Origin of the sequence: Actinoplanes subglobosus (assembly GCF_042650585.1) — a bacterium.
Taxonomy (GTDB): Bacteria; Actinomycetota; Actinomycetes; order Mycobacteriales; family Micromonosporaceae; genus Actinoplanes; species Actinoplanes subglobosus.
This window is the reverse complement of record NZ_JBHSBL010000020.1, coordinates 270143-288187: the sequence shown is the minus strand read 5'-3', so window position 1 is coordinate 288187 and position 18045 is coordinate 270143. Positions and strand designations below refer to the sequence as shown.

At 69.7% G+C, this 18045-nt stretch carries 19 protein-coding genes; 9 read left to right on the top strand and 10 right to left on the bottom strand.

Features of this window, described 5'->3' with window-relative positions; all coding sequences use genetic code 11:
- Nucleotides 1-123: 123 nt before the first annotated feature.
- The gene (locus tag ACFO0C_RS30495; protein WP_378070160.1) at nucleotides 124-600 is read left to right on the top strand and encodes a hypothetical protein; all 477 of its coding nucleotides are present in this window, start codon (nucleotides 124-126) and stop codon (nucleotides 598-600) included.
- 31 nt (nucleotides 601-631) lie between these two features.
- Here the strand turns inward: ACFO0C_RS30495 and tuf are convergent, their stop codons facing one another.
- The 4 genes from tuf to ACFO0C_RS30475 all read right to left on the bottom strand — a co-directional run bounded on the left by tuf (nucleotide 632) and on the right by ACFO0C_RS30475 (nucleotide 4388).
- The gene (gene tuf, locus ACFO0C_RS30490; RefSeq protein WP_378070159.1) at nucleotides 632-1822 is read right to left on the bottom strand and encodes an elongation factor Tu; all 1191 of its coding nucleotides are present in this window, start codon (nucleotides 1820-1822) and stop codon (nucleotides 632-634) included.
- A gap of 261 nt (nucleotides 1823-2083) precedes the next feature.
- Nucleotides 2084-3235 carry an alpha/beta hydrolase-fold protein gene (locus tag ACFO0C_RS30485; RefSeq protein ID WP_378070158.1) on the bottom strand — a complete coding sequence of 384 codons (1152 nt, stop codon included), beginning with the start codon at nucleotides 3233-3235 and terminating at the stop codon, nucleotides 2084-2086.
- 32 nt (nucleotides 3236-3267) lie between these two features.
- The gene (locus ACFO0C_RS30480; protein ID WP_378070157.1) at nucleotides 3268-3951 is read right to left on the bottom strand and encodes a redoxin domain-containing protein; all 684 of its coding nucleotides are present in this window, start codon (nucleotides 3949-3951) and stop codon (nucleotides 3268-3270) included.
- An 89-nt stretch (nucleotides 3952-4040) separates the two neighbouring features.
- Nucleotides 4041-4388 carry a nuclear transport factor 2 family protein gene (locus tag ACFO0C_RS30475; RefSeq protein ID WP_378070156.1) on the bottom strand — a complete coding sequence of 116 codons (348 nt, stop codon included), beginning with the start codon at nucleotides 4386-4388 and terminating at the stop codon, nucleotides 4041-4043.
- Nucleotides 4389-4670: 282 nt separating this feature from the next.
- On the opposite strand from ACFO0C_RS30475, the gene ACFO0C_RS30470 reads away from it, so the two are divergent.
- Nucleotides 4671-5306: a DUF4360 domain-containing protein gene (locus ACFO0C_RS30470; RefSeq protein ID WP_378070155.1), complete on the top strand. Its 636-nt coding sequence runs from the start codon at nucleotides 4671-4673 to the stop codon at nucleotides 5304-5306.
- 16 nt (nucleotides 5307-5322) lie between these two features.
- On the opposite strand, the gene ACFO0C_RS30465 is transcribed toward ACFO0C_RS30470, so the two are convergent.
- Nucleotides 5323-5943, bottom strand: coding sequence for a response regulator (locus ACFO0C_RS30465; RefSeq protein WP_378070492.1), 621 nt, complete (start codon nucleotides 5941-5943; stop codon nucleotides 5323-5325).
- On the opposite strand from ACFO0C_RS30465, the gene ACFO0C_RS30460 reads away from it, so the two are divergent.
- Complete coding sequence (locus tag ACFO0C_RS30460; protein WP_378070504.1) at nucleotides 5911-6105, top strand: hypothetical protein; 195 nt, start codon at nucleotides 5911-5913, stop codon at nucleotides 6103-6105. The genes ACFO0C_RS30465 and ACFO0C_RS30460 overlap by 33 nt on opposite strands.
- Nucleotides 6106-6116: 11 nt before the next feature.
- Here the strand turns inward: ACFO0C_RS30460 and ACFO0C_RS30455 are convergent, their stop codons facing one another.
- Nucleotides 6117-6965 (bottom strand): sensor histidine kinase, encoded by an 849-nt coding sequence (locus tag ACFO0C_RS30455; protein WP_378070154.1) that lies wholly within the window; start codon nucleotides 6963-6965, stop codon nucleotides 6117-6119.
- A 297-nt stretch (nucleotides 6966-7262) separates the two neighbouring features.
- On the opposite strand from ACFO0C_RS30455, the gene ACFO0C_RS30450 reads away from it, so the two are divergent.
- The 6 genes from ACFO0C_RS30450 to ACFO0C_RS30425 all read left to right on the top strand — a co-directional run bounded on the left by ACFO0C_RS30450 (nucleotide 7263) and on the right by ACFO0C_RS30425 (nucleotide 13073).
- On the top strand, nucleotides 7263-7961 hold the full coding sequence (locus ACFO0C_RS30450) for an ABC transporter ATP-binding protein (protein WP_378070153.1): 699 nt from the start codon (nucleotides 7263-7265) through the stop codon (nucleotides 7959-7961).
- An 89-nt stretch (nucleotides 7962-8050) separates the two neighbouring features.
- Complete coding sequence (locus ACFO0C_RS30445; protein ID WP_378070152.1) at nucleotides 8051-8743, top strand: hypothetical protein; 693 nt, start codon at nucleotides 8051-8053, stop codon at nucleotides 8741-8743.
- Entirely contained in the window at nucleotides 8740-9270 is a 531-nt protein-coding gene (locus ACFO0C_RS30440; RefSeq protein ID WP_378070151.1) for a hypothetical protein, read from the top strand. The genes ACFO0C_RS30445 and ACFO0C_RS30440 overlap by 4 nt, the downstream gene beginning before the upstream one ends.
- A gap of 98 nt (nucleotides 9271-9368) precedes the next feature.
- The gene (locus tag ACFO0C_RS30435; RefSeq protein WP_378070150.1) at nucleotides 9369-10217 is read left to right on the top strand and encodes a CDP-alcohol phosphatidyltransferase family protein; all 849 of its coding nucleotides are present in this window, start codon (nucleotides 9369-9371) and stop codon (nucleotides 10215-10217) included.
- Between the two features lie 164 nt (nucleotides 10218-10381).
- Nucleotides 10382-12613 (top strand): carbohydrate-binding module family 20 domain-containing protein, encoded by a 2232-nt coding sequence (locus tag ACFO0C_RS30430; protein WP_378070149.1) that lies wholly within the window; start codon nucleotides 10382-10384, stop codon nucleotides 12611-12613.
- 124 nt (nucleotides 12614-12737) lie between these two features.
- Nucleotides 12738-13073 (top strand): hypothetical protein, encoded by a 336-nt coding sequence (locus tag ACFO0C_RS30425; RefSeq protein ID WP_378070148.1) that lies wholly within the window; start codon nucleotides 12738-12740, stop codon nucleotides 13071-13073.
- 58 nt (nucleotides 13074-13131) lie between these two features.
- Here the strand turns inward: ACFO0C_RS30425 and ACFO0C_RS30420 are convergent, their stop codons facing one another.
- The 4 genes from ACFO0C_RS30420 to ACFO0C_RS30405 form a co-directional block, all read right to left on the bottom strand.
- Nucleotides 13132-13806 carry a hypothetical protein gene (locus ACFO0C_RS30420; RefSeq protein ID WP_378070147.1) on the bottom strand — a complete coding sequence of 225 codons (675 nt, stop codon included), beginning with the start codon at nucleotides 13804-13806 and terminating at the stop codon, nucleotides 13132-13134.
- A gap of 83 nt (nucleotides 13807-13889) precedes the next feature.
- Nucleotides 13890-15593, bottom strand: a complete 1704-nt coding sequence (locus ACFO0C_RS30415; protein ID WP_378070491.1) for a glycerol-3-phosphate dehydrogenase/oxidase — start codon at nucleotides 15591-15593, stop codon at nucleotides 13890-13892.
- On the bottom strand, nucleotides 15590-17092 hold the full coding sequence (gene glpK / locus ACFO0C_RS30410; protein WP_378070146.1) for a glycerol kinase GlpK: 1503 nt from the start codon (nucleotides 17090-17092) through the stop codon (nucleotides 15590-15592). The genes ACFO0C_RS30415 and glpK overlap by 4 nt, the downstream gene beginning before the upstream one ends.
- On the bottom strand, nucleotides 17085-17939 hold the full coding sequence (locus ACFO0C_RS30405; RefSeq protein ID WP_378070145.1) for an MIP/aquaporin family protein: 855 nt from the start codon (nucleotides 17937-17939) through the stop codon (nucleotides 17085-17087). The genes glpK and ACFO0C_RS30405 overlap by 8 nt, the downstream gene beginning before the upstream one ends.
- Nucleotides 17940-18045: the final 106 nt, after the last annotated feature.

Below are 18045 nucleotides of genomic sequence, written 5' to 3'. Positions count from 1 at the left end.
GCACGGTAGTGGGTCGGGCGGCCGGATCCGCGTAGTGATCCGGGTAGTTTCCCCGTGTTCCCGGCGGGCCCGGTCGAGCACCATGGGCGGCTGCACGCGTCCCCGATCGGAAAGGAGCCCGGCATGGGCCGCCACGCCGCCGACCGGACGACGGAGGCGTTCGAGCGGATGGTCGACCCGCACCTGCCCGCGCTGCGCGCCTACGTGCTCCGGAACACCGGCGGAGACGAGGTGACCGCCGGCGCGATCGTCGAGGAGACGCTGTTCCGGGCCGCCCGCGAACCCGGACGCCATCCTCGGCTCGCCTCCGGGATCCGGCCGTGGCTGATGCTGGCCGCCCGCGACGTGCTCCGCGACGCGGAACGGCGCGCCCCGGCCCGGCACCGTGACCGGACCACGGCGCCCGCCACCAGGATCGTCGCGGCGATGCGGAACCTCACGCCCGCACACCGGGAGCTCATCGTGCGGACCCTCTACGGCGGCGCCTCCCTGGAGGACCTCGCCGCCGACCGGGGCGTCCCGGTGGCGCGGATCAAATCGGACCTGTTCCTCGCGATGCGCGCGGTACGGACCGGGCTGGACCGGCACGCGACCCGCTGAAGCCGGGATCCCGTGCCGGTCGTGCCCGTCGTCAGTCCAGGACGGCGGTGACCGTGCCGGCGGCGACCGTGCGGTTGCCCTCACGGACGGCGAAGCCCATGCCCGCCTCCAGCGCGATCGGCTTGCCCAGGGTCACCGTCACCTCGTCCAGGGTGTCGCCGGGCATCACCAGGTCGAGACCGCCCAGGTCCATCCCGCCCGACACGTCGGTCGTGTGGAAGTAGAACTGCGGCCGATAGTCGGTGGCGAACGGCGTGTGCCGGCCGCCCTCGGCGCTCGTCAGCGCGTACAGCCGCGCCGTGAAGACCCGGTGCGGCCGCACGCTGGAAGGCGCGGCAAGGACCTGGCCCCGCTGCACCTGCTCGCGCTTGACCCCGCGGAGCAGGACGGCGGCGTTGTCGCCGGCCTGCGCCGACTCCAGCACCTTGCCGAACGTCTCCAGACCGGTCGCCACGCTGGCGAACGTCGGCCCGAGACCGACGACCTCGACCGGCTCGCCGGCGCGCAGCTCACCACGCTCGACCTTGCCGGTGACGACGGTCCCGCGGCCGCTGATCGACAGCACGTTCTCGATCGGCATCAGGAACGGCTCGCCCAGCTCGCGCGGCGGGATCGGCACGTAGGTGTCGACCGCGTCGAGCAGCTCGACGATCGAGCCGACCCAGCGCGGGTCGCCCTCGAGCGCCTTGAGCGCGCTGACCCGGACCACCGGCACCTCGTCGCCGGGGAACCCGTAGGCCGACAGCAGCTCACGGACCTCCAGCTCGACCAGGTCCAGCAGCTCCGGGTCGTCGGCCATGTCGCTCTTGTTGAGGGCCACCACGAGGTACGGCACACCGACCCGCTGCGCCAGCAGGACGTGCTCCCGCGTCTGCGGCATCGACCCGTCCTGGGCGGACACCACGAGGATCGCACCGTCCACCTGCGCCGCCCCCGTGATCATGTTCTTCACGTAGTCGGCGTGCCCCGGCATGTCGACGTGGGCGTAGTGACGGGACGCGGTCTCGTACTCGACGTGCGCGATCGTGATGGTGATGCCGCGGGCGGCCTCCTCCGGGGCCTTGTCGATCCCCTCGAACGCGACGTACCGGTTGGAGGCCGGGTCGCGGTCGGCGAGGACCTTGGTGATCGCGGCGGTCAGGGTCGTCTTGCCGTGGTCGACGTGACCCATCGTGCCGATGTTGAGGTGCGGCTTCGTACGGATGAACTGGCTCTTCGCCATCGGGATTCAGTCCTCACTGGATGCAAGGCATTACAGGTGGTACACCTCCCGTCGCCAGGCGGGACGCGTCAGAACCCGGGCAGGGAACAGCCACCCTTCCCCGGGGTTCTGCTGCCGGTGGGGAAGGGTCAGACTCGGGTATCAGCGCCGGGAAGCACGCACACGGGAGCCACCGCGAGGGGCAGCTGCGAACCGGGCGTGAACATGAACAGCACAGTAGGGCCCCGCCCCGGATCAGGCGACCGAATTTCGTCTTCACCTTCACCCTGCCGGCCGTCGCACCGCGAGCAGCCCGTCAGCGAAGGTACGCCGCCAGTTGACGTAGTCGTGGGACCCCGCGTACTCGGCGTAGTGCAGGTCGTAGCCGCGGGCCAGCAGGGCGTCGCGCATCCGCCGGTTGACGTCGATCTGGGTCAGCCCGTTCGGGCCGGGTGTCGTCTCCGCGGCACCGACGTCCAGGTAGAAGCGCACGTCGACGGGCGGTCTGGCGGTGACCTGACGGGTGAGCCACTCCGGCTCGCCGTCGGGCCCCCACCAGAAGCTGCCCGACTGGCAGATCGCCGCGCCGAAGAGCTCCGGCAGTTCGAGCGCGAGGTAGGCGGCGGCGAGACCACCGCGGGAGGCGCCGGCGACCACGTTGCGGCCTCCGGTGTCCGGCGTTCCCCAGGTGGTACGGGCGAACGGCATCACCTCGGACGCGATGAAGTCACGCAGTGCCGGGACGGCGCCGAGCTCGTCGTCCCGGGTGGCGTCCGGCAGGTGCACGAAGATCGCCGTGCACGCCGGGATCCGCCCGGCCGCGACCAGGTTGTCCAGGGTCTCCGGGACGCGCAGCACCTCACGGGAGTTGTGGCCGTCGAAGACGACGAGGGACGGCAGCCCGGTGGCGGGCACACCGGCCGGCCGGTGCAGGACGATGTGCCGGTCACCACCGAGCGCCGCGCTGTGCAGGGTGTGCGTCTCCCGCGTGCCCGGGGTGACGCCGGGACGGCTGCCGGTCCACGGCTCCGGCGGGGCGGCCGGCAACTCCAGCACCGAGGCCCAGACGTCGTGGTCGGTCGGGTCCAGCGGATCGGCCGGGAAGTGCTGCCGCCGCGGGTTGCCCGGGTCGATGTGCGCGGCCCCGGCGCCGGACAGGTCCCGGGGCATCGCGTCGCCGTCGCCGTGGGCCAGGTAGTAGACCGTGCGGGTGTCGGCCGGCATCACCCGGGACACGTGCCAGATGTCGGTGCCGGGCAGGCGGGTCAGGTCGGCCCAGACACCCCAGCAGACACGGGTGCCGGTGGCCTCGCCCCGCCACAGGAAGGTGACCAGGACATGGTCGTCGTCCCACGGCTCGACCACGGGGGTGCCGTCGGCGGTGATCTCTTTCCAGAGACCCGGATCGGTCCTGAGGCGATCGATGATTCCCACCCCGGCGAGCGTTTCAGCAGGCCGGGGACATGTCAAGACGTCGATGCGCCGCCGGGTGCGCGAACCGCGCCACTGCCGGGTGCGCGAACCGCGCCACTGCCGGGTGCGCGAACCGCTTCGCCTCCGAATGTGCGGCCCGCGTCGCCTCCGAGTGCACGGACCGCTTCGACCACCCGGGCCGCCGGGAGCGGGTCGAGCCAGTTGGGGCGGACGTCGGCGAAGCGGACCAGACCGGACCTGTCGGCGACGACCACCGAGGCGAACGGCAGCACCGAGCGGCCGGTGCCGAGCGGCTTGTCGGCGCCGGGGCTGGAGAAGCCGATCCGGAGGGCGTCGACGAGCACGTGCCGCGGGTCGGAGGCGACCAGGAACGGCAGGCCGTCGCGGTGCTTGAGGGCGGCCAGGCGCCCGGGTGCCTGCGGGCTGACCGCGACCAGGTGGGCGCCGAGTGCGGTGAGGGCCGGCTCCAGGCCGGTGGCGTAGGACCGGAGCAGGTCCTCGCACCAGGGCGACCCGGCATAGCGGATGAAGACCAGCACGAGAGGGCCGGTGTCGAGGAGCCGGTCGAGGTGGATCGGGCCGAGGTCGACCTCGTAGACCGGCTGGATCGGCAGCCGGTCGCCCACCGTCACCATCCGCTTCCAGATGGCGTTGCGGTCGAGAAGCCGCCGGAACGCGTCGTCGTCGACCCGTCGCAGGTCATGCACGGTCGTCATCATGTCTCCTGTCGTCAAGGATGCGACCAGCATAACCTATCAAACACATAGGAGATATGGGTGACGGGCCCTGATCGAGCCCGTCACCCTCAGGCGACCGGGCGGCTCACGTCCCAGTGCTCGACGATCAGGCCGTCCTCGAAACGCCAGATGTCGACCACGTCCTCGTTCGGCCCCTCGGCCGGGATCAGCGTGTAGTGCGCCACCACGAACTCATCGTCCGCGATGACGTGCTGGATCTCGATCTGTGCGGTGGCGATCGGCGAGTTGACGATGAACTCGATCCAGGCGTCCCGTCCGGGCGGGGCGCCGACGGTGTGCGAGACGAAGTCCTCCCGGATGATCTCGCGGAGCACCTCGATCTCCCCGGCCGCGAAACGGCCGAACGCATCGAGGAAACGTCTCTTGTTCTCTTCAGCGGGGTCGATGTCAGTCATGCCCTCACGGTGGCATCGGCACGGTCCGCTGTCGAGGTTCCTAGCATTGATCCGATCGATCCGTGCCGGGTTTGCGAAATTCTGCCCAGATGGCCGGGCCGCGTGCGCCCGGACGGGCAATTTACCCGTTCCGGCCCCCACCGGTGGGCGTTTCCCTCGGGTTATCTCCTGCGCCGCCCAACGGCTGAATCGTACGTTTCTTCAAGCGCATGTGCCGGGCCGGGACAGGCCCGCGGCGCGCATTTCCGTACCCCATTCCGCCGGACAATTAGGAGACACCCGATGTTGAACACGATCGCCGCCGGAGCCATGATGCTGTCGACCCTCGGCGCGCCCGTCACCGGAATGCATACCGTCGCACCGCCCGACGACGACATGACCATCTCCGTCGTGTCGGCCAACGGGAACGGCTGTCCCGCGGGCAGCGCCAGCGTCGAGGTGTCGCCGGACAACAAGGCGTTCACCGTGTCGTACAGCAAGTTCGTCGCCCAGGTCGGGCCGGAGTCGGGCCCGACCGACTTCCGCAAGCAGTGCCAGCTCATGCTCAACGTGCGGATCCCGACCGGATACACCTACGGCATCGCCCGCGCCGACTACCGCGGATACGCCCGGCTGGAGCAGGGCGCCTACGCCAACGAGACGGCTTTCTACTACTTCCAGGGCATGTCGCAGACCGGCGTCAGCAAGTACCAGTTCAACGGATTCATGGACGACACGTGGCAGGTCACCGACGAGGTCGGGGTCGAGGCGGTCACGTGGCTGCCGTGCGGTTCCTCGCGTTATCTGAACATCAAAACCGAGCTCAAGGTCAACCGCGGCTCGTCGAACAAGAACACGACCAGTTTCATCACCATGGACTCGTCCGACCTCAACCTCGACACGATCTTCCGGGTCGCCTGGATGGAATGCCCGCACTGATCGCGGGTCCGCACCCTCATCGCGGGCGTACCAGGCCCGCATTGAAGGCGGCGATCACCAGCTGAGCGCGATCGCGGGCAGACAATTTCGCGAGCAGATGCGTGATGTGCGTCTTCACCGTCTTCACCGAGATCACCAGGGCGGCAGCGATCTCGTCATTGGCGAGACCGTTTCCGATCAGCGCGAGGACCTCCACCTCACGCGGAGTGAGCCGTCGCAGCGCCCCGGCCGGACGTTCCGGCCGGGGCGCGGCCACGTAGTGGGCGACCAGCCGAGTCAGAATCGACGGCGCGAACAGCGACTCACCCCGGCACGTCCGCCGCACCGCGTCGACCAGATCCTCCGGCTCGGCATCCTTCAACAGAAACCCGGACGCGCCGGCTTGCAGCGCTTCATACACATATTCATCCAGTTCGAACATGCTCAACACCAGAACCCGGGTCCCGGCCAGCGCCGGATCCGCACAGATCCGCCGGGTCGCCTCCAGCCCGTCCAGCCCCGGCATCCGCACATCCATCAACACCACATCCGGCCGGGTGGCCCGGGCCCGGACCACCGCCTCCGCACCGTCACCGGCCTGACCGACAACTTCAAGATCAGGCTGATGTCCGATGACGACCGCGAGACTGCGCCGCAGCAGCGGCTGATCATCAACGAGCAGAACCCTCAGCGGTACGGCCACCCCGCCCACAATCACACCCTCCCCGCCCCCGGCTGCGCCGCTACCGCGCTCCCCCACCCCGCCCCACCTTCCCTCACGAGACCTCGCACCCACACCCCTTGGCTGCTGGAGGCCTGAGAGTCGCCGCTTCATCGGCGGACGTCGTCGGGAATGCGGGCGACCAGGTGGAAGCCGCCCTCGACGTGCTCGGTGGTCAGGGTGCCGTCCAGGCTGGTCACCCGTTCACGGAGGCCGGCCAGGCCGTGGCCCGCTCCCGGATCGGGCCGCCAGCCCTCCGCCGGACCGGAGTCGGAGACACTGACCACCACGTGCGGGCCGTCCCTGCGAACCCGCACGGCGACGTCGGTGGGCCCCGCGTGCCGGGCCGTGTTGGCGAGCCCCTCCCGGACCGTCCGGCAGACCGCCACCTGCACCCCCGGGGAGACCTCCCCGAGATCGCCGCCGGTGAGACTCACCCGAAGTCCGGCCGACCGCGCGCCGTGGACGATCTCCGGCAGCGCTTCGAGGCCTTCCATCGGCGCACGCGGCTCCGGCGAGGCGGGATCCCGGAGTACGGTCAGCATCCGGCGCAGTTCGGCAGTGGTCTCCCGGCTGGTCGCCTCGATGTCGTCCAGCGCCGACCGCATCTCCTCCGGTCCGGGTTCGTAGCGGGTGGCCGCCGCCCGGACGGTGATCGACCCCAGCCCGTGCGAGACCAGATCATGCAGGTCACGGGCGATCCGCAGGCGCTCGGCCAGTACCGCCTCGGTGGCGGCCCACGCGGTCAGGCGGCGCTCGTACTCGGCACGGTCGGCCCGCCATCGACGCACCGCCCAAGCCGCGGCCGCCGCCGCACCGCCGCCGATCAGCACCGGGATGACCCGTGCCGCCGGCCCCTCGGCCCCGACCGTGCACATCGCCATGATCAGGACAGCGACGACCACCAGCACGACCGGAACCGCCCTACTGCTCCAGGTCGGCCGTTCGAACGAGTTCACCACAGCGACTGTAGATCTCAGACCAGGGTCGTAGGCCCTCCGAGATCCGCGGCCGGCCTCACCCCTGTCACCGACCCGGTGGACGAGCGAAGACGCCCACCGGGCGAGCGAGCCGGCCTGCCCGGTAGCGAACCAGCCCGGAGGGCGAGCGGGGCGCGATTGGGCCGGCGAGGACCCGGCCGGTCGGGGGCGGGTGGTCGGACCTGGGTTGCAGGCGGGGTTCGGAAGCCGGATCTGGGTCGGATGTGGGGACGGGACCTGGGCGGTTGGCTGATAGGCATGATCACGATTGAGGGTGTGAGCCGGGTTCGAGGGCGGGCCCGGGTTCTGCACGAGGTGAGTTTCGTGGCCCGGCCGGGGCGGGTCACCGGGTTTCTCGGGTCCAACGGGGCCGGGAAGACGTCGACGCTTCGGGTGCTGCTCGGGCTCGATCGGCCGCAGGCGGGGCGTGCCTTGATCGACGGGCGGCGGTATGCCGAACTGGACCGGCCGCTGACCGTGGCCGGGGCGCTGCTGGACGGCAGCGGGGCGCACCGTTCGCGGACGGCGCGGGCGCATCTGCGCTGGATGGCGCTGAGTAACGGGCTGCCACGGAGCCGTGTCGACGAGGTGCTGGAGGTGGTCGGTCTGACCGCGGAGGCCGGCAAACGGGCGGGACGGTTCTCCCTGGGGATGAGCCGGCGGCTGGGACTGGCGGCGGCGCTGCTCGGTGATCCACCGGTGCTGATCCTGGACGAGCCGGTGAACGGGCTGGATCCGGCCGGGATCCGGTGGATGCGGGCGTTCCTGCGGGACAGCGCCGCCCAGGGCCGGACGGTGCTGCTGTCCAGCCATCTGATGGGTGAACTGGCCGAGACCGCCGACGACGTGGTGATCATCGACCACGGCGTGGTGGTGGCGGACGGGACGCTGGCCGAGGTCGTCGGCGACCACCCGACGCTGGAGGACGCCTTCCTGGCCCGCACCACCGCCACCGCCGAGGGGCCGTCGTGGTGAGCCGACGGGACAGAAGGGACGAGGAAGGCACGGCGGGACGGTGGGTCCGGGCCGAACTGGTGAAGATCGTCAGCCTTCCGACGGCCTGGGTGGGGCTCTTACTGGGGCTGATCGCGGCGCCGATTCTGGCACTGCTCAGCGCGGGCGGCACCCGGAGGGCCATCGAGGAGGGATTCCACTCGGATCCGTCGGATGCCGCGTTCCAACCACTCGGGATCGGGCTTCTCGGGGCTCTGATCCTCGGCGTGGTGGTGGTCAGCAGTGAGTTCACCTCGACCGGTGAGGATGCGCCGGGGGCGCGGCAGCTGCAGGCCACGCTGGCGGCGATGCCCCGGCGCGGGCGGCTCGTCGCGGCCAAGGCGGCGGCGTTGAGCCTGGTCGTGGCGGTGCAGGGTGCGGTCACCGCGGTGGCGACGCTGGCGCTGAGCCGGATGGTGCTCGGCGATCTGGTTCCGTCGCCCTCGCCGGGCCGGGCCGCGGCCGCCGTCCTCTACTGGGTGCTGATGGGCCTGCTGGCGTACGCCCTGACCCTGATCTTCCGGAACGGGATCGTCACGCTGACCGTGCTGATCGTGAACATCTCGGTCGTGTCGGTGTCGTATCTGCTGACGAAGGTGACGCCGCTGGCCGCCTACCTGCCGGACATCGTCGGGGCGCACATGTTCCTGAACGAGGTCGGTGACGTGCGGATCGCCCCGGTGACCGCCGGGCTGGTGATGATCGCCTGGGTGGGCGCGCTGCTGGCGCTGGGCGCGTGGCTGTTCGGCCGGCGTGCCGCGTGATCCGCATCGTCGGGGCGGAGGTACTCAAGCTGGTCACGCTCCCGTCGATCGGGCTGACGGTGGCTATGACCTGCGCGATCACCGCGATACTGGGGCAGATCGGCTCGCCCCTGCCGTACGCCCAGGTGGGGGTGCTGGTCCTGGGGGTGCTGGCGGCCGGCCACGAGTACCAGGGCGGCGGGCAGATCAGGTCGGCTCTGCTGGCCGTCCCGCGGCGGTCGGTGCTGGTGACGGCGAAGTTCGCGGCGGTCACGATCGCGGCCGGTCCCGCGGTGCTGGTGGTGGCCCTGCTGGCCGGCGAGCCGGGCGCGACCGGGCGTCTGCTGCTGGATCTGCTGCTGGCGGCGGGGGTGGCGACGATCGTGCGGCATCCGGTCGGCGCCACGGCGATACTGCTCACGGCGTACGAAATCGTCGTGCCGTTGATCGTCGCCCACCTGCCGCGGGTCGCGCTGCCGCCCGGACCGGTCTGGCCGGCCGCGATGATGGTGACAGCATTGGTGGTGGTCCGATGTCGCGACGCTTGACGGTTCGGTGTTGAATGCCGGTCAGGGCGGGGGCCCCTTCTGTGCATGTGTCATTCACCTGCACTCCCCCGCGCTGTACAACTCGAGGAGTAATAGCGATGGCGCAGCGCCCCTCGCTCGCGGAAGTCCGCGAGCGCACCTATAAACGCCGGGACGCCTGGTGGACGGTGTGGCTGGTCGATCCACTGGCCGGGCCGCTGGTCCGGCTGGTGGCGCCGTGGAAGTGGGCGACCCCGAACTTCCTCTCGCTGTCGGCCTTCGTCGTCGGCCTGGGTGCGGCGGCGTGTTTCTGGCAGGGTGAGTACACCTGGTTGCTGGCCGGTGCCCTGCTCTTTCATCTGGCTTTCGTGCTCGACTGCATGGACGGCAAGATCGCCCGGCTGAACGGGACGGGGTCGATCTTCGGCAGCTGGCTGGACTACGTCTTCGACCGGCTGCGGGTGGTCACTTGCTCGCTGGCGTTGTTCGGCGGGCAGTGGAACCTGACCGGCGAGACTGTCTACCTGTGGCTGGCCACCCTGGTGATCTTCCTCGACATGTTCCGCTATCTGAACGCGCTGCAGATGCAGAAGGTCAAGCTGAGCATGAAGGAGAAGCTGCTGGAGGCGACCGGGATCGTCGCCACCGACTACGTCGAGGAGACCGACGACGAGGTGGTGGCCCCGGAGGACGCGGAGAAGGCGCGGGTCGACGTCCACGGTGACTTCCGCAAGCGGTTCGGCCTCTTTCTGCAAGTTCGCAACTTCTTGCTACGGCAGCGCATCCGCGTGCACCTGTTCAGCGGCATCGAGTTCATGATGTTCGTCTTCATCGTCGGCCCGGTGATCAATCAGATCATCCCGGTGACGATCGCGTCCGGCGTGCTGCTGCTGGCCTTCGAGTCCCTGCTGGTCTACAAGCTCTGGACCACTACCAGGACGTTCCACAGGAGACTGGCCGCACTCTGACAGCCAGCACACCGAAGCCCCGGCGGGTCTCCGCCGGGGCTTCTTTTCATAGGCATCTACCTCTTTACCAACGCGACACAGCTTGGTAACTTCCTGAAATTGCTTGCAAGAACTTGCAACCCCCGTTCCCCTTCGCTCTCGCCCCCGCAGAAGAAGGCACCCCCATGAGACAGCGATCTCGCAGACTCCTCGTCGGAGCTGTCACCTCTCTTGCCGCCCTGGCCTCCGGCATCGCCGCCGTGTCCCTCGCCGGCAGCGCGTCGGCCGCCGTCACGCTGAACAGCAGCGATGTCACCGCGAACCTGTGGTCGTGGAACTGGAACTCGGTCTCCGCGGCCTGCACCAACCACCTCGGCCCGGCTGGTTACGGCGCGGTCCAGGTCGCCCCGCCGGCCGAGTCGGTCAGCCTGGCCACCAGCGACTCCGGCGTGCACCCCTGGTGGGAGATCTACCAGCCGGTCTCCTACAACCTGACCAGCCGGTTCGGCACCCGGGCGCAGTTCTCCAGCATGGTCACGGCCTGCCACAACGCCGGTGTCCGGGTCTATGTGGACGCCGTGGTCAACCACATGGCCGGCGCCAACAACACCCTGACCACGACGTACGGCGGCTCGACGTTCAGCCCGTCCGGCTACACCTACCCGGCCGTGCCGTACGGCTACAGCGACTTCCACCACGCGAACGACGGCTACTGTTCCGACGACGACGCGGTGATCGACGACTGGAACAACGTCTCCGAGGTCCAGAACTGCATGCTGCTGTCGCTGTCGGACCTGAAGACGCAGGACAGCGGCGTCCAGACGAAGATCGCGACCTATCTGAACGACCTGGTCGGGCTCGGGGTCGACGGCTTCCGCGTGGACGCGGCCAAGCACGTCGCCAAGGCCGACTTCGCGGCGATCATCGCGAAACTGAACAACACCACGGCCGAGGGCGTGAAGCCGTACATCGCGCAGGAGATCTTCACCGGCGCGTCGAACAGCGAGCTGCTGCCGTCGGCGTTCACCTCCAACGGTGACGTGCTGGGCTTCTCCTACGCGATGGGCCTGAAGACCCAGTTCAACAACGGGACGCTGGGCAACCTGTCGACGATCCCGTCGTGGAGCCTGGACGCGACGAGCGCGCAGACCGCGGCCATGGTGACCAACCACGACCTGGAGCGCGACGGCACCACGCTGCGCTACCAGGACGGCACCAAGTACACGCTGGCCAACTACTTCCTGCTGGCCTACCCGTACGGGCAGCCGTTCGTCTACGACGGATTCACGTTCTCCACGTCGAGCACCGGCCAGTCGCCGCCGGCCGACTCCAGCGGTTTCGTCACCGACACCAACTGCTCCAACAGCGCATGGCAGTGCCTCACCCAGTCCACCGGCGTCAAGGGCATGGTCGGCTGGCGCAACGCCACCCAGTCGGTCACCACGGCGTCGAACTGGACCACCACCAGCGGCAACGTGATCGGTTTCAGCCGCGGCTCACTGGGCTGGTTCGGCCTGAACAACTCGTCCAGCGCGTCGACGGCCACGTACACCACCGGCCTGGCCGACGGCACCTACTGTGACCGGATCACCGGCGGCGCCAGCTCCACCGGCTGCAACGGCACCGCGATCACCGTCTCCGGCGGCACCGCGTCGGTCACCATCCCGGCCGGCAGCGCGGTCGCGCTCGACGTCAACGCCAGGTCCGGCGGCGGCACGTCGCCCACGGCCTCGCCTTCGGCTTCGTCCACCAGCAGCAGCCCGTCACCGTCGGCGAGCGCCTCCAGCTCCCCGACCCCGTCACCGAGCGTCACCACCAGCGCCGGTACGGTCCAGGCGACCTTCAACGTCTACGCGACCACCTCGACCGGCACCGACGTCTACGTGGTCGGCTCGAACTCAGGCCTGGGCAGCTGGAACACCGCGAACGCGATCAAGCTGTCGGCCGCCGGGTACCCGATCTGGTCGTCCACGATCACGGTCCCGGGCAACTCCAGCTTCGAGTACAAGTACATCAAGAAGGACGCCTCCGGGAACGTCACCTGGGAGAGCAACGCCAACCGGGCGGTGAGCACCGGCAGCGCGGCGATCACCTACACCAACAGCTGGAACGTGGCGAACGCCAGTGCCACCGCGGTCACCTTCAACGAGACGGCGACCACCACGACCGGCACCAACGTCTATGTGGTCGGCTCGATCGACGCGCTGGGCGCCTGGAACACCACCAACGCCATCCCGCTCTCGTCGGCGAACTACCCGACGTGGTCGAAGCCGGTGGTCGTCCCGCAGAGCACGACCTTCAGCTACAAGTACATCAAGAAGGACGCCTCCGGGAACGTCACCTGGGAGTCCGGCAGCAACCGCTCCTACACGACCGGCACCGCCGCCACCTACACGGTGAGCGACACCTGGAAGTGATCTGACGAAGCACCACGGCGGCCGTCCCCCTGAGGGGACGGCCGCTTTCACGTTTCCGCACCCTCCGGACGGGTACTTCATAGAATCGGCGGAAACCTGATCCTCCGGACAAACCAGGAGAATGATGTCGAACGCTACGGAACAGCAGGCCGGGACGACGAACGAGGCGACCGGCTGGCTGGTGGCCGAGCTGCACCGGATCCGCCAGGTCCTCGACGTCCTCCCCCTGCCCGACGAGACCACCACCGTGGCGCACCGCGAGCTCGGCGTCGCCGAGATCGCGCTGCTCGAAGCGGACCCCGACCGGGAGCGGATCGCCGGCTCGCTGGAGCGGCTGACCCTCGCGCTGGCCGGCTCCGGCGCCCTCGACCACGCCGGCCAGGCACTCGCCGGCCCGCTCGGCCATCTCGCCGACTGGCTCGGCGAGCCGGCCCAGCCGATCCGGCGCCTGCTGGCCTGAGACACGACGACGGGGTGGCGGCTCGGCTGAGCCACCACCCCGCGGTGTCAGAAGATGATCAGGCGACGGTCACCCAGGCGCCGGAGTCGTCCAGGTTGATGTTCTGGCTCTGCCGCTGGCCCGAGGTGAAGTCGATGACGCACTGGTACGAGCCGACGCCCATCTCGTCGATGTCGAGGGCCGAGCAGGTGGCCGAGGCGACCTCGGACGGCTCGCCGTCGGCCGACTTGAAGTCACCGTTGGCGACGATCTCGTCCTGCAGCCACGCCGCGGTGTACGCGTCGTCGGCCAGCTCGACCTCCTCGACCGGCGCCTCGGTGGCGACGACGTCGGTCGCCGGCACGGCCGCCGCCTCGGTGGTGGGCACCGCCGACGGGGTGGTCGGGGCCACGGTCGCGGCCGCGGCGGTGACCGGCGGGGTGGTGCTCTTGGCGGCACCGATCGAGGAGATGGCCCCGATGATGCCGCCGACCGCCCACACCACCGCGAGCGTGATGCCGAACGTGACCCAGTACTTGTTGGTCGGGAACCCGGCCCGCTTGGCCTTGCCGGAGCGGCGGGCCGCCGAGATCGCCCCGAAGACCCCGAAGATCGCGGTGAACGCGATGACCGGCCCGACTCCCGGCACCTTGAACTGCTGCGGCACCGACGGGTAACCACCCTGCGGCGGCGGGTAGGCGCCCATCGGGGGCTGCTGCGGGTAGGGGGTGGTGGGGTCGTACTGAGTCGTCATCTCGGGCCCATCCGTGGTAGGGATCACGCTTGCGCCCTCAGTGATCGGCCCTGCCGGTCCACGGTTGAGACAACCCCCAAACGTCAGATGATCCGCACCGGCACCACGTCCGGCGCCCCGAGCCGGGCGGCGTCGGCCGTCTCGTCGTCCTGCTGCTCCTGGGAGGCCCGCTCGGCCTCCACCCGCAGGCGGTAGTTCTCCACCTCGCGTTCGCGCTGCGAAGGGGTCCAGCCGAGGACCCGGCCCATCAGCTCGGCGGCGTGCGGTGCGGCCACCACACCCCGGTCGAACGTCTCGATCGAGATCCGGGTCCGCCGGGCCAGCACGTCGACCAGGTGACGGGCGCCCTCGGCGGCGGCCGCGTAGACGAACTCGGCCCGCAGGTAGTCGTCGGCGCCCTCGATCGGCCGGCCCAGGTCGGGATCCGCCCGGATCAGGTCGAGCAGCTCGTGGACGAGTGAGCCGTACCGGCCGAGCAGGTGCTCGACCCGGGCCACGTGCAGACCCGACTCGGCGGCCAGGATGCCGCGGCGGTTCCACAGTGCCGGGTAGCCGTCCGCGCCGAGCAGCGGCACCCGGTCGGTGACCGACCGCGGCACGTTACGGGCCAGGCTGTGCACGCAGGCGTCGACGGCGTCCCGGGCCATCACCCGGTACGTCGTGTACTTGCCCCCGGCCACCACCACCAGCCCCGGGACCGGGCTGCTGACCGAATGCTCCCGGGACAGCTGCGAGGTCGACTCCGACTCGCCGGACAGCAGCGGCCGCAGACCGGCGTAGACGCCCTCCACGTCGGCCCGCTCCAACGGCCGGCCGAGCACCTTGTTGACCTCGGTGAGCAGGTAGTCGATGTCCTTCGCGGACGCCGCCGGATGCGCCTTGTCCAGCGACCAGTCGGTGTCGGTGGTGCCGACGATCCAGTGCCGGCCCCAGGGGATCACGAACAGCACGCTGCGCTCGGTCCGCAGGATCAGGCCGGTCGACGAGTGGATCCGGTCGCGCGGGACGACCAGGTGGATGCCCTTGGACGCGCGGACGTGGAACTGGCCCCGCTCACCGACCAGGGACTGGGTGTCGTCGGTCCACACCCCGGTCGCGTTGATCACCTGGTGGGCGCGGATCTCCAGCGTCCTGTCGTGTTCGAGGTCGTGTACCCGTACCCCGGTGACCCTCTCGCCCTCACGGAGGAAACCGGCCACCTCGGCCCGCGTCGCGACGTGGGCCCCGAAGGACGCCGCGGTCCTTGCCAGGAACATCGTGTGCCGGGCGTCGTCGACCTGCGCGTCGTAGTACTGCAAGGCCCCGACCAGCGACTCCTTGCGCAGCGCGGGGCAGGCCCGCAGCGCGCCGCGGCGGGTGAGATGCCGGTGCCGGGGCAGCGCTCCGGACAGCGCCATCGTGTCGTAGAGGGTGACGCCGGCCCCCGCGTAGAGCCGCTCCCAGCCGCGATGCTTGAGCGGGTAGAGGAACCGGACCGGACGGGCCAGGTGCGGGGCGAGCCGCTGCAGGATGAGCCCCCGCTCCCGCAGCGCCTCGCGCACCAGCCCGAAATCCAGCATCTCCAGGTAGCGGAGACCGCCGTGGATGAGTTTGCTGGACCGGCTGGACGTGCCGGAGGCGAGGTCGCGCGCCTCGACGAGCCCCACGGTCAGTCCCCGTGTGACCGCGTCGAGCGCGCACCCCGCCCCCACCACTCCCCCACCGATCACCAGCACGTCGACCTCGGTCGCCGACAGGGCTTCGAGGGCCGCGTCCCGGTTGGCAGGTGAAAGAGCAGTCATGATCAGTCCACGTCCACCCAGTCGAGGGTCCGCTGCACCGCCTTCTTCCACTTCCCGTAGCCGTGGTCGCGCTGTTCCTGCGACCAGTCCGGCTGCCAGCGCTGCGACTCGTTCCAGTTCTCCCGCAGCTCGTCGGTGTTCTTCCAGAAGCCGACCGCGAGACCGGCCGCGTAGGCGGCACCCAGGGCGGTGGTCTCCGCGACGACCGGGCGGCTGACCGGTACGCCGAGCACGTCGGCCTGGATCTGCATGCAGAGGTTGTTGACCGTGATGCCGCCGTCGACCTTCAGCACGTCCAGGGTGACGCCGGAGTCCTGGGCCATCGCGTCGACCACGTCCCGCGTCTGGTAGCAGATCGCCTCCAGGGTGGCCCGGGCGATGTGCGCGTCGGTGTTGAAGCGGGACAGGCCGACGATCGCGCCCCGGGCGTCCGACCGCCAGTAGGGCGCGAACAGGCCGGAGAACGCCGGGACGAAGTAGACACCGCCGCTGTCCGGGACCTGCGCCGCGAGCGATTCGCTCTCGCCCGCCGAGTTGATGATGTGCAGCTGGTCGCGCAGCCACTGGACGGCCGAGCCGGTGACCGCGATCGAGCCCTCCAGGGCGTAGACCGGGGCGGCGTCGCCGAACTTGTAGCAGACCGTGGTGAGCAGGCCGTGCTCCGAGCGGACCAGGTTGGTGCCGGTGTTCAGGAGCATGAAGTTGCCGGTGCCGTAGGTGTTCTTGGCCTCGCCGGGGCTGAAGCAGACCTGCCCGACGGTGGCCGCCTGCTGGTCGCCCAGGTCACCGGTGATCGGCACCTCGCCGCCGAGCGGGCCGGGGACCCGCGCGACGCCGAAACCGGTCGGGTCGGACGACGGCCGGATCTCCGGGAGCATCTGCCGCGGGATGTTGAAGAACGACAGCAGCTCGTCGTCCCAGTCGAGGGTCTCCAGGTTCATCAGCATGGTGCGGCTGGCGTTGGTCACGTCGGTGACGTGATTGCCGGTGATGTTCCACAACAGCCAGCTGTCGGTGTTGCCGAAGATCGCGTCACCGCGCTCGGCGGCCTCGCGCACGCCGTCGACGTTCTCCAGAATCCACTGGATCTTGCCGCCGGAGAAGTAGGTGGCCGGCGGCAGCCCCGCCTTGCGCCTGATCACATCGCCACGACCATCACGATCAAGGGCAGAGGCGATGCGATCGGTACGGGTGTCCTGCCACACGATCGCGTTGTAGTAGGGCCGCCCGGTGTGCCGGTCCCACACCACCGTGGTCTCCCGCTGGTTGGTGATCCCGACCGCGGCCAGGTCGCTCGCACTCAGGTTGGCCTTCTGCATCGCCGTCCGCACGACGGTGACGGTCCGGTCCCAGATCTCGATCGGGTTGTGCTCGACCCAGCCGGCCTGCGGCAGGATCTGCTCGTGCTCCAGCTGGTGCCGGGCCACCTCGTTGCCGCCATGGTCGAAGATCATGAACCGCGTGCTGGTGGTGCCCTGGTCCACTGCGCCCACGAAGTCAGCCACGGGTCGCCTCCACATTCTCGTCACTCAGGTTTCCGTCACGCGGGGTCGGAATCTCGCCCGGCTCCTGCGGGGCGTCCGACGGAAGGAAACGTCCGATCAAAATCTGGTACAGCCCCGCGCCGACGACGCCGCCGATGATCGGCCCGACTATCGGGATCCAGAAGTAGAGATACCCTGTCTGGTCGCGGAAAGCGCCCCCGTAGCCGGTCAGGAAACTGGCGAGTCGCGGGCCGAAGTCACGGGCCGGGTTGATCGCGTAGCCGGCGTTCGTGCCCCAGGCCATACCGATCGCGACCACGAGCAGGCCGATCACGACCGGGCCCAGATTGGCGGCCGGTGCGGTGTTGGCCATGTCGGTCAGCGCCAGGATGACGAAGAGCAGGATGGCCGTACCGATGATCTGGTCCCGGAAAGCGCCCCATTCGCTGACCGGAAGCGTCCCGTTGCCGGGAAGCGTGGAGAAGACGCCCTGGGTCTTGATCGTCAGGCCGGGGTCGGCCGCGTGCAGGACCTCGGTGTAGTTCCAGCGCACGATGAGCGCCGCGACGAACGCCCCGAGAGTCTGCGCCAGCGAGTAGGGGGCCACCTTCCGCCAGGAGAAGCCCTTGAAGACGGCGAGCGCGATGGTCACCGCCGGGTTGAGATGCGCGCCGCTGACCCGGGCCGCGACGTACACGCCGAGGGTCACACCCAGGCCCCAGGCCCAGGCGATGCTGTCGTGGTCCCCGATGCCGGCCGCGGCGACCTGCGCCACCACCCCCACGCCGAACAGGATCAGGATCATCGTGCCGGCGAACTCCGCCGCGAGCTCACCGACGAGTCCAGGTGTCTTGAGTCGAGTAGCCATGCTCCCTCCAATCGATGCTCCGGACGCTATGAACGGGTCGGGAGGGGGGCAATGAACACCGGTCGGCATTGTCGAACATCAATTACGGCGAGTCGTCACACAGTGG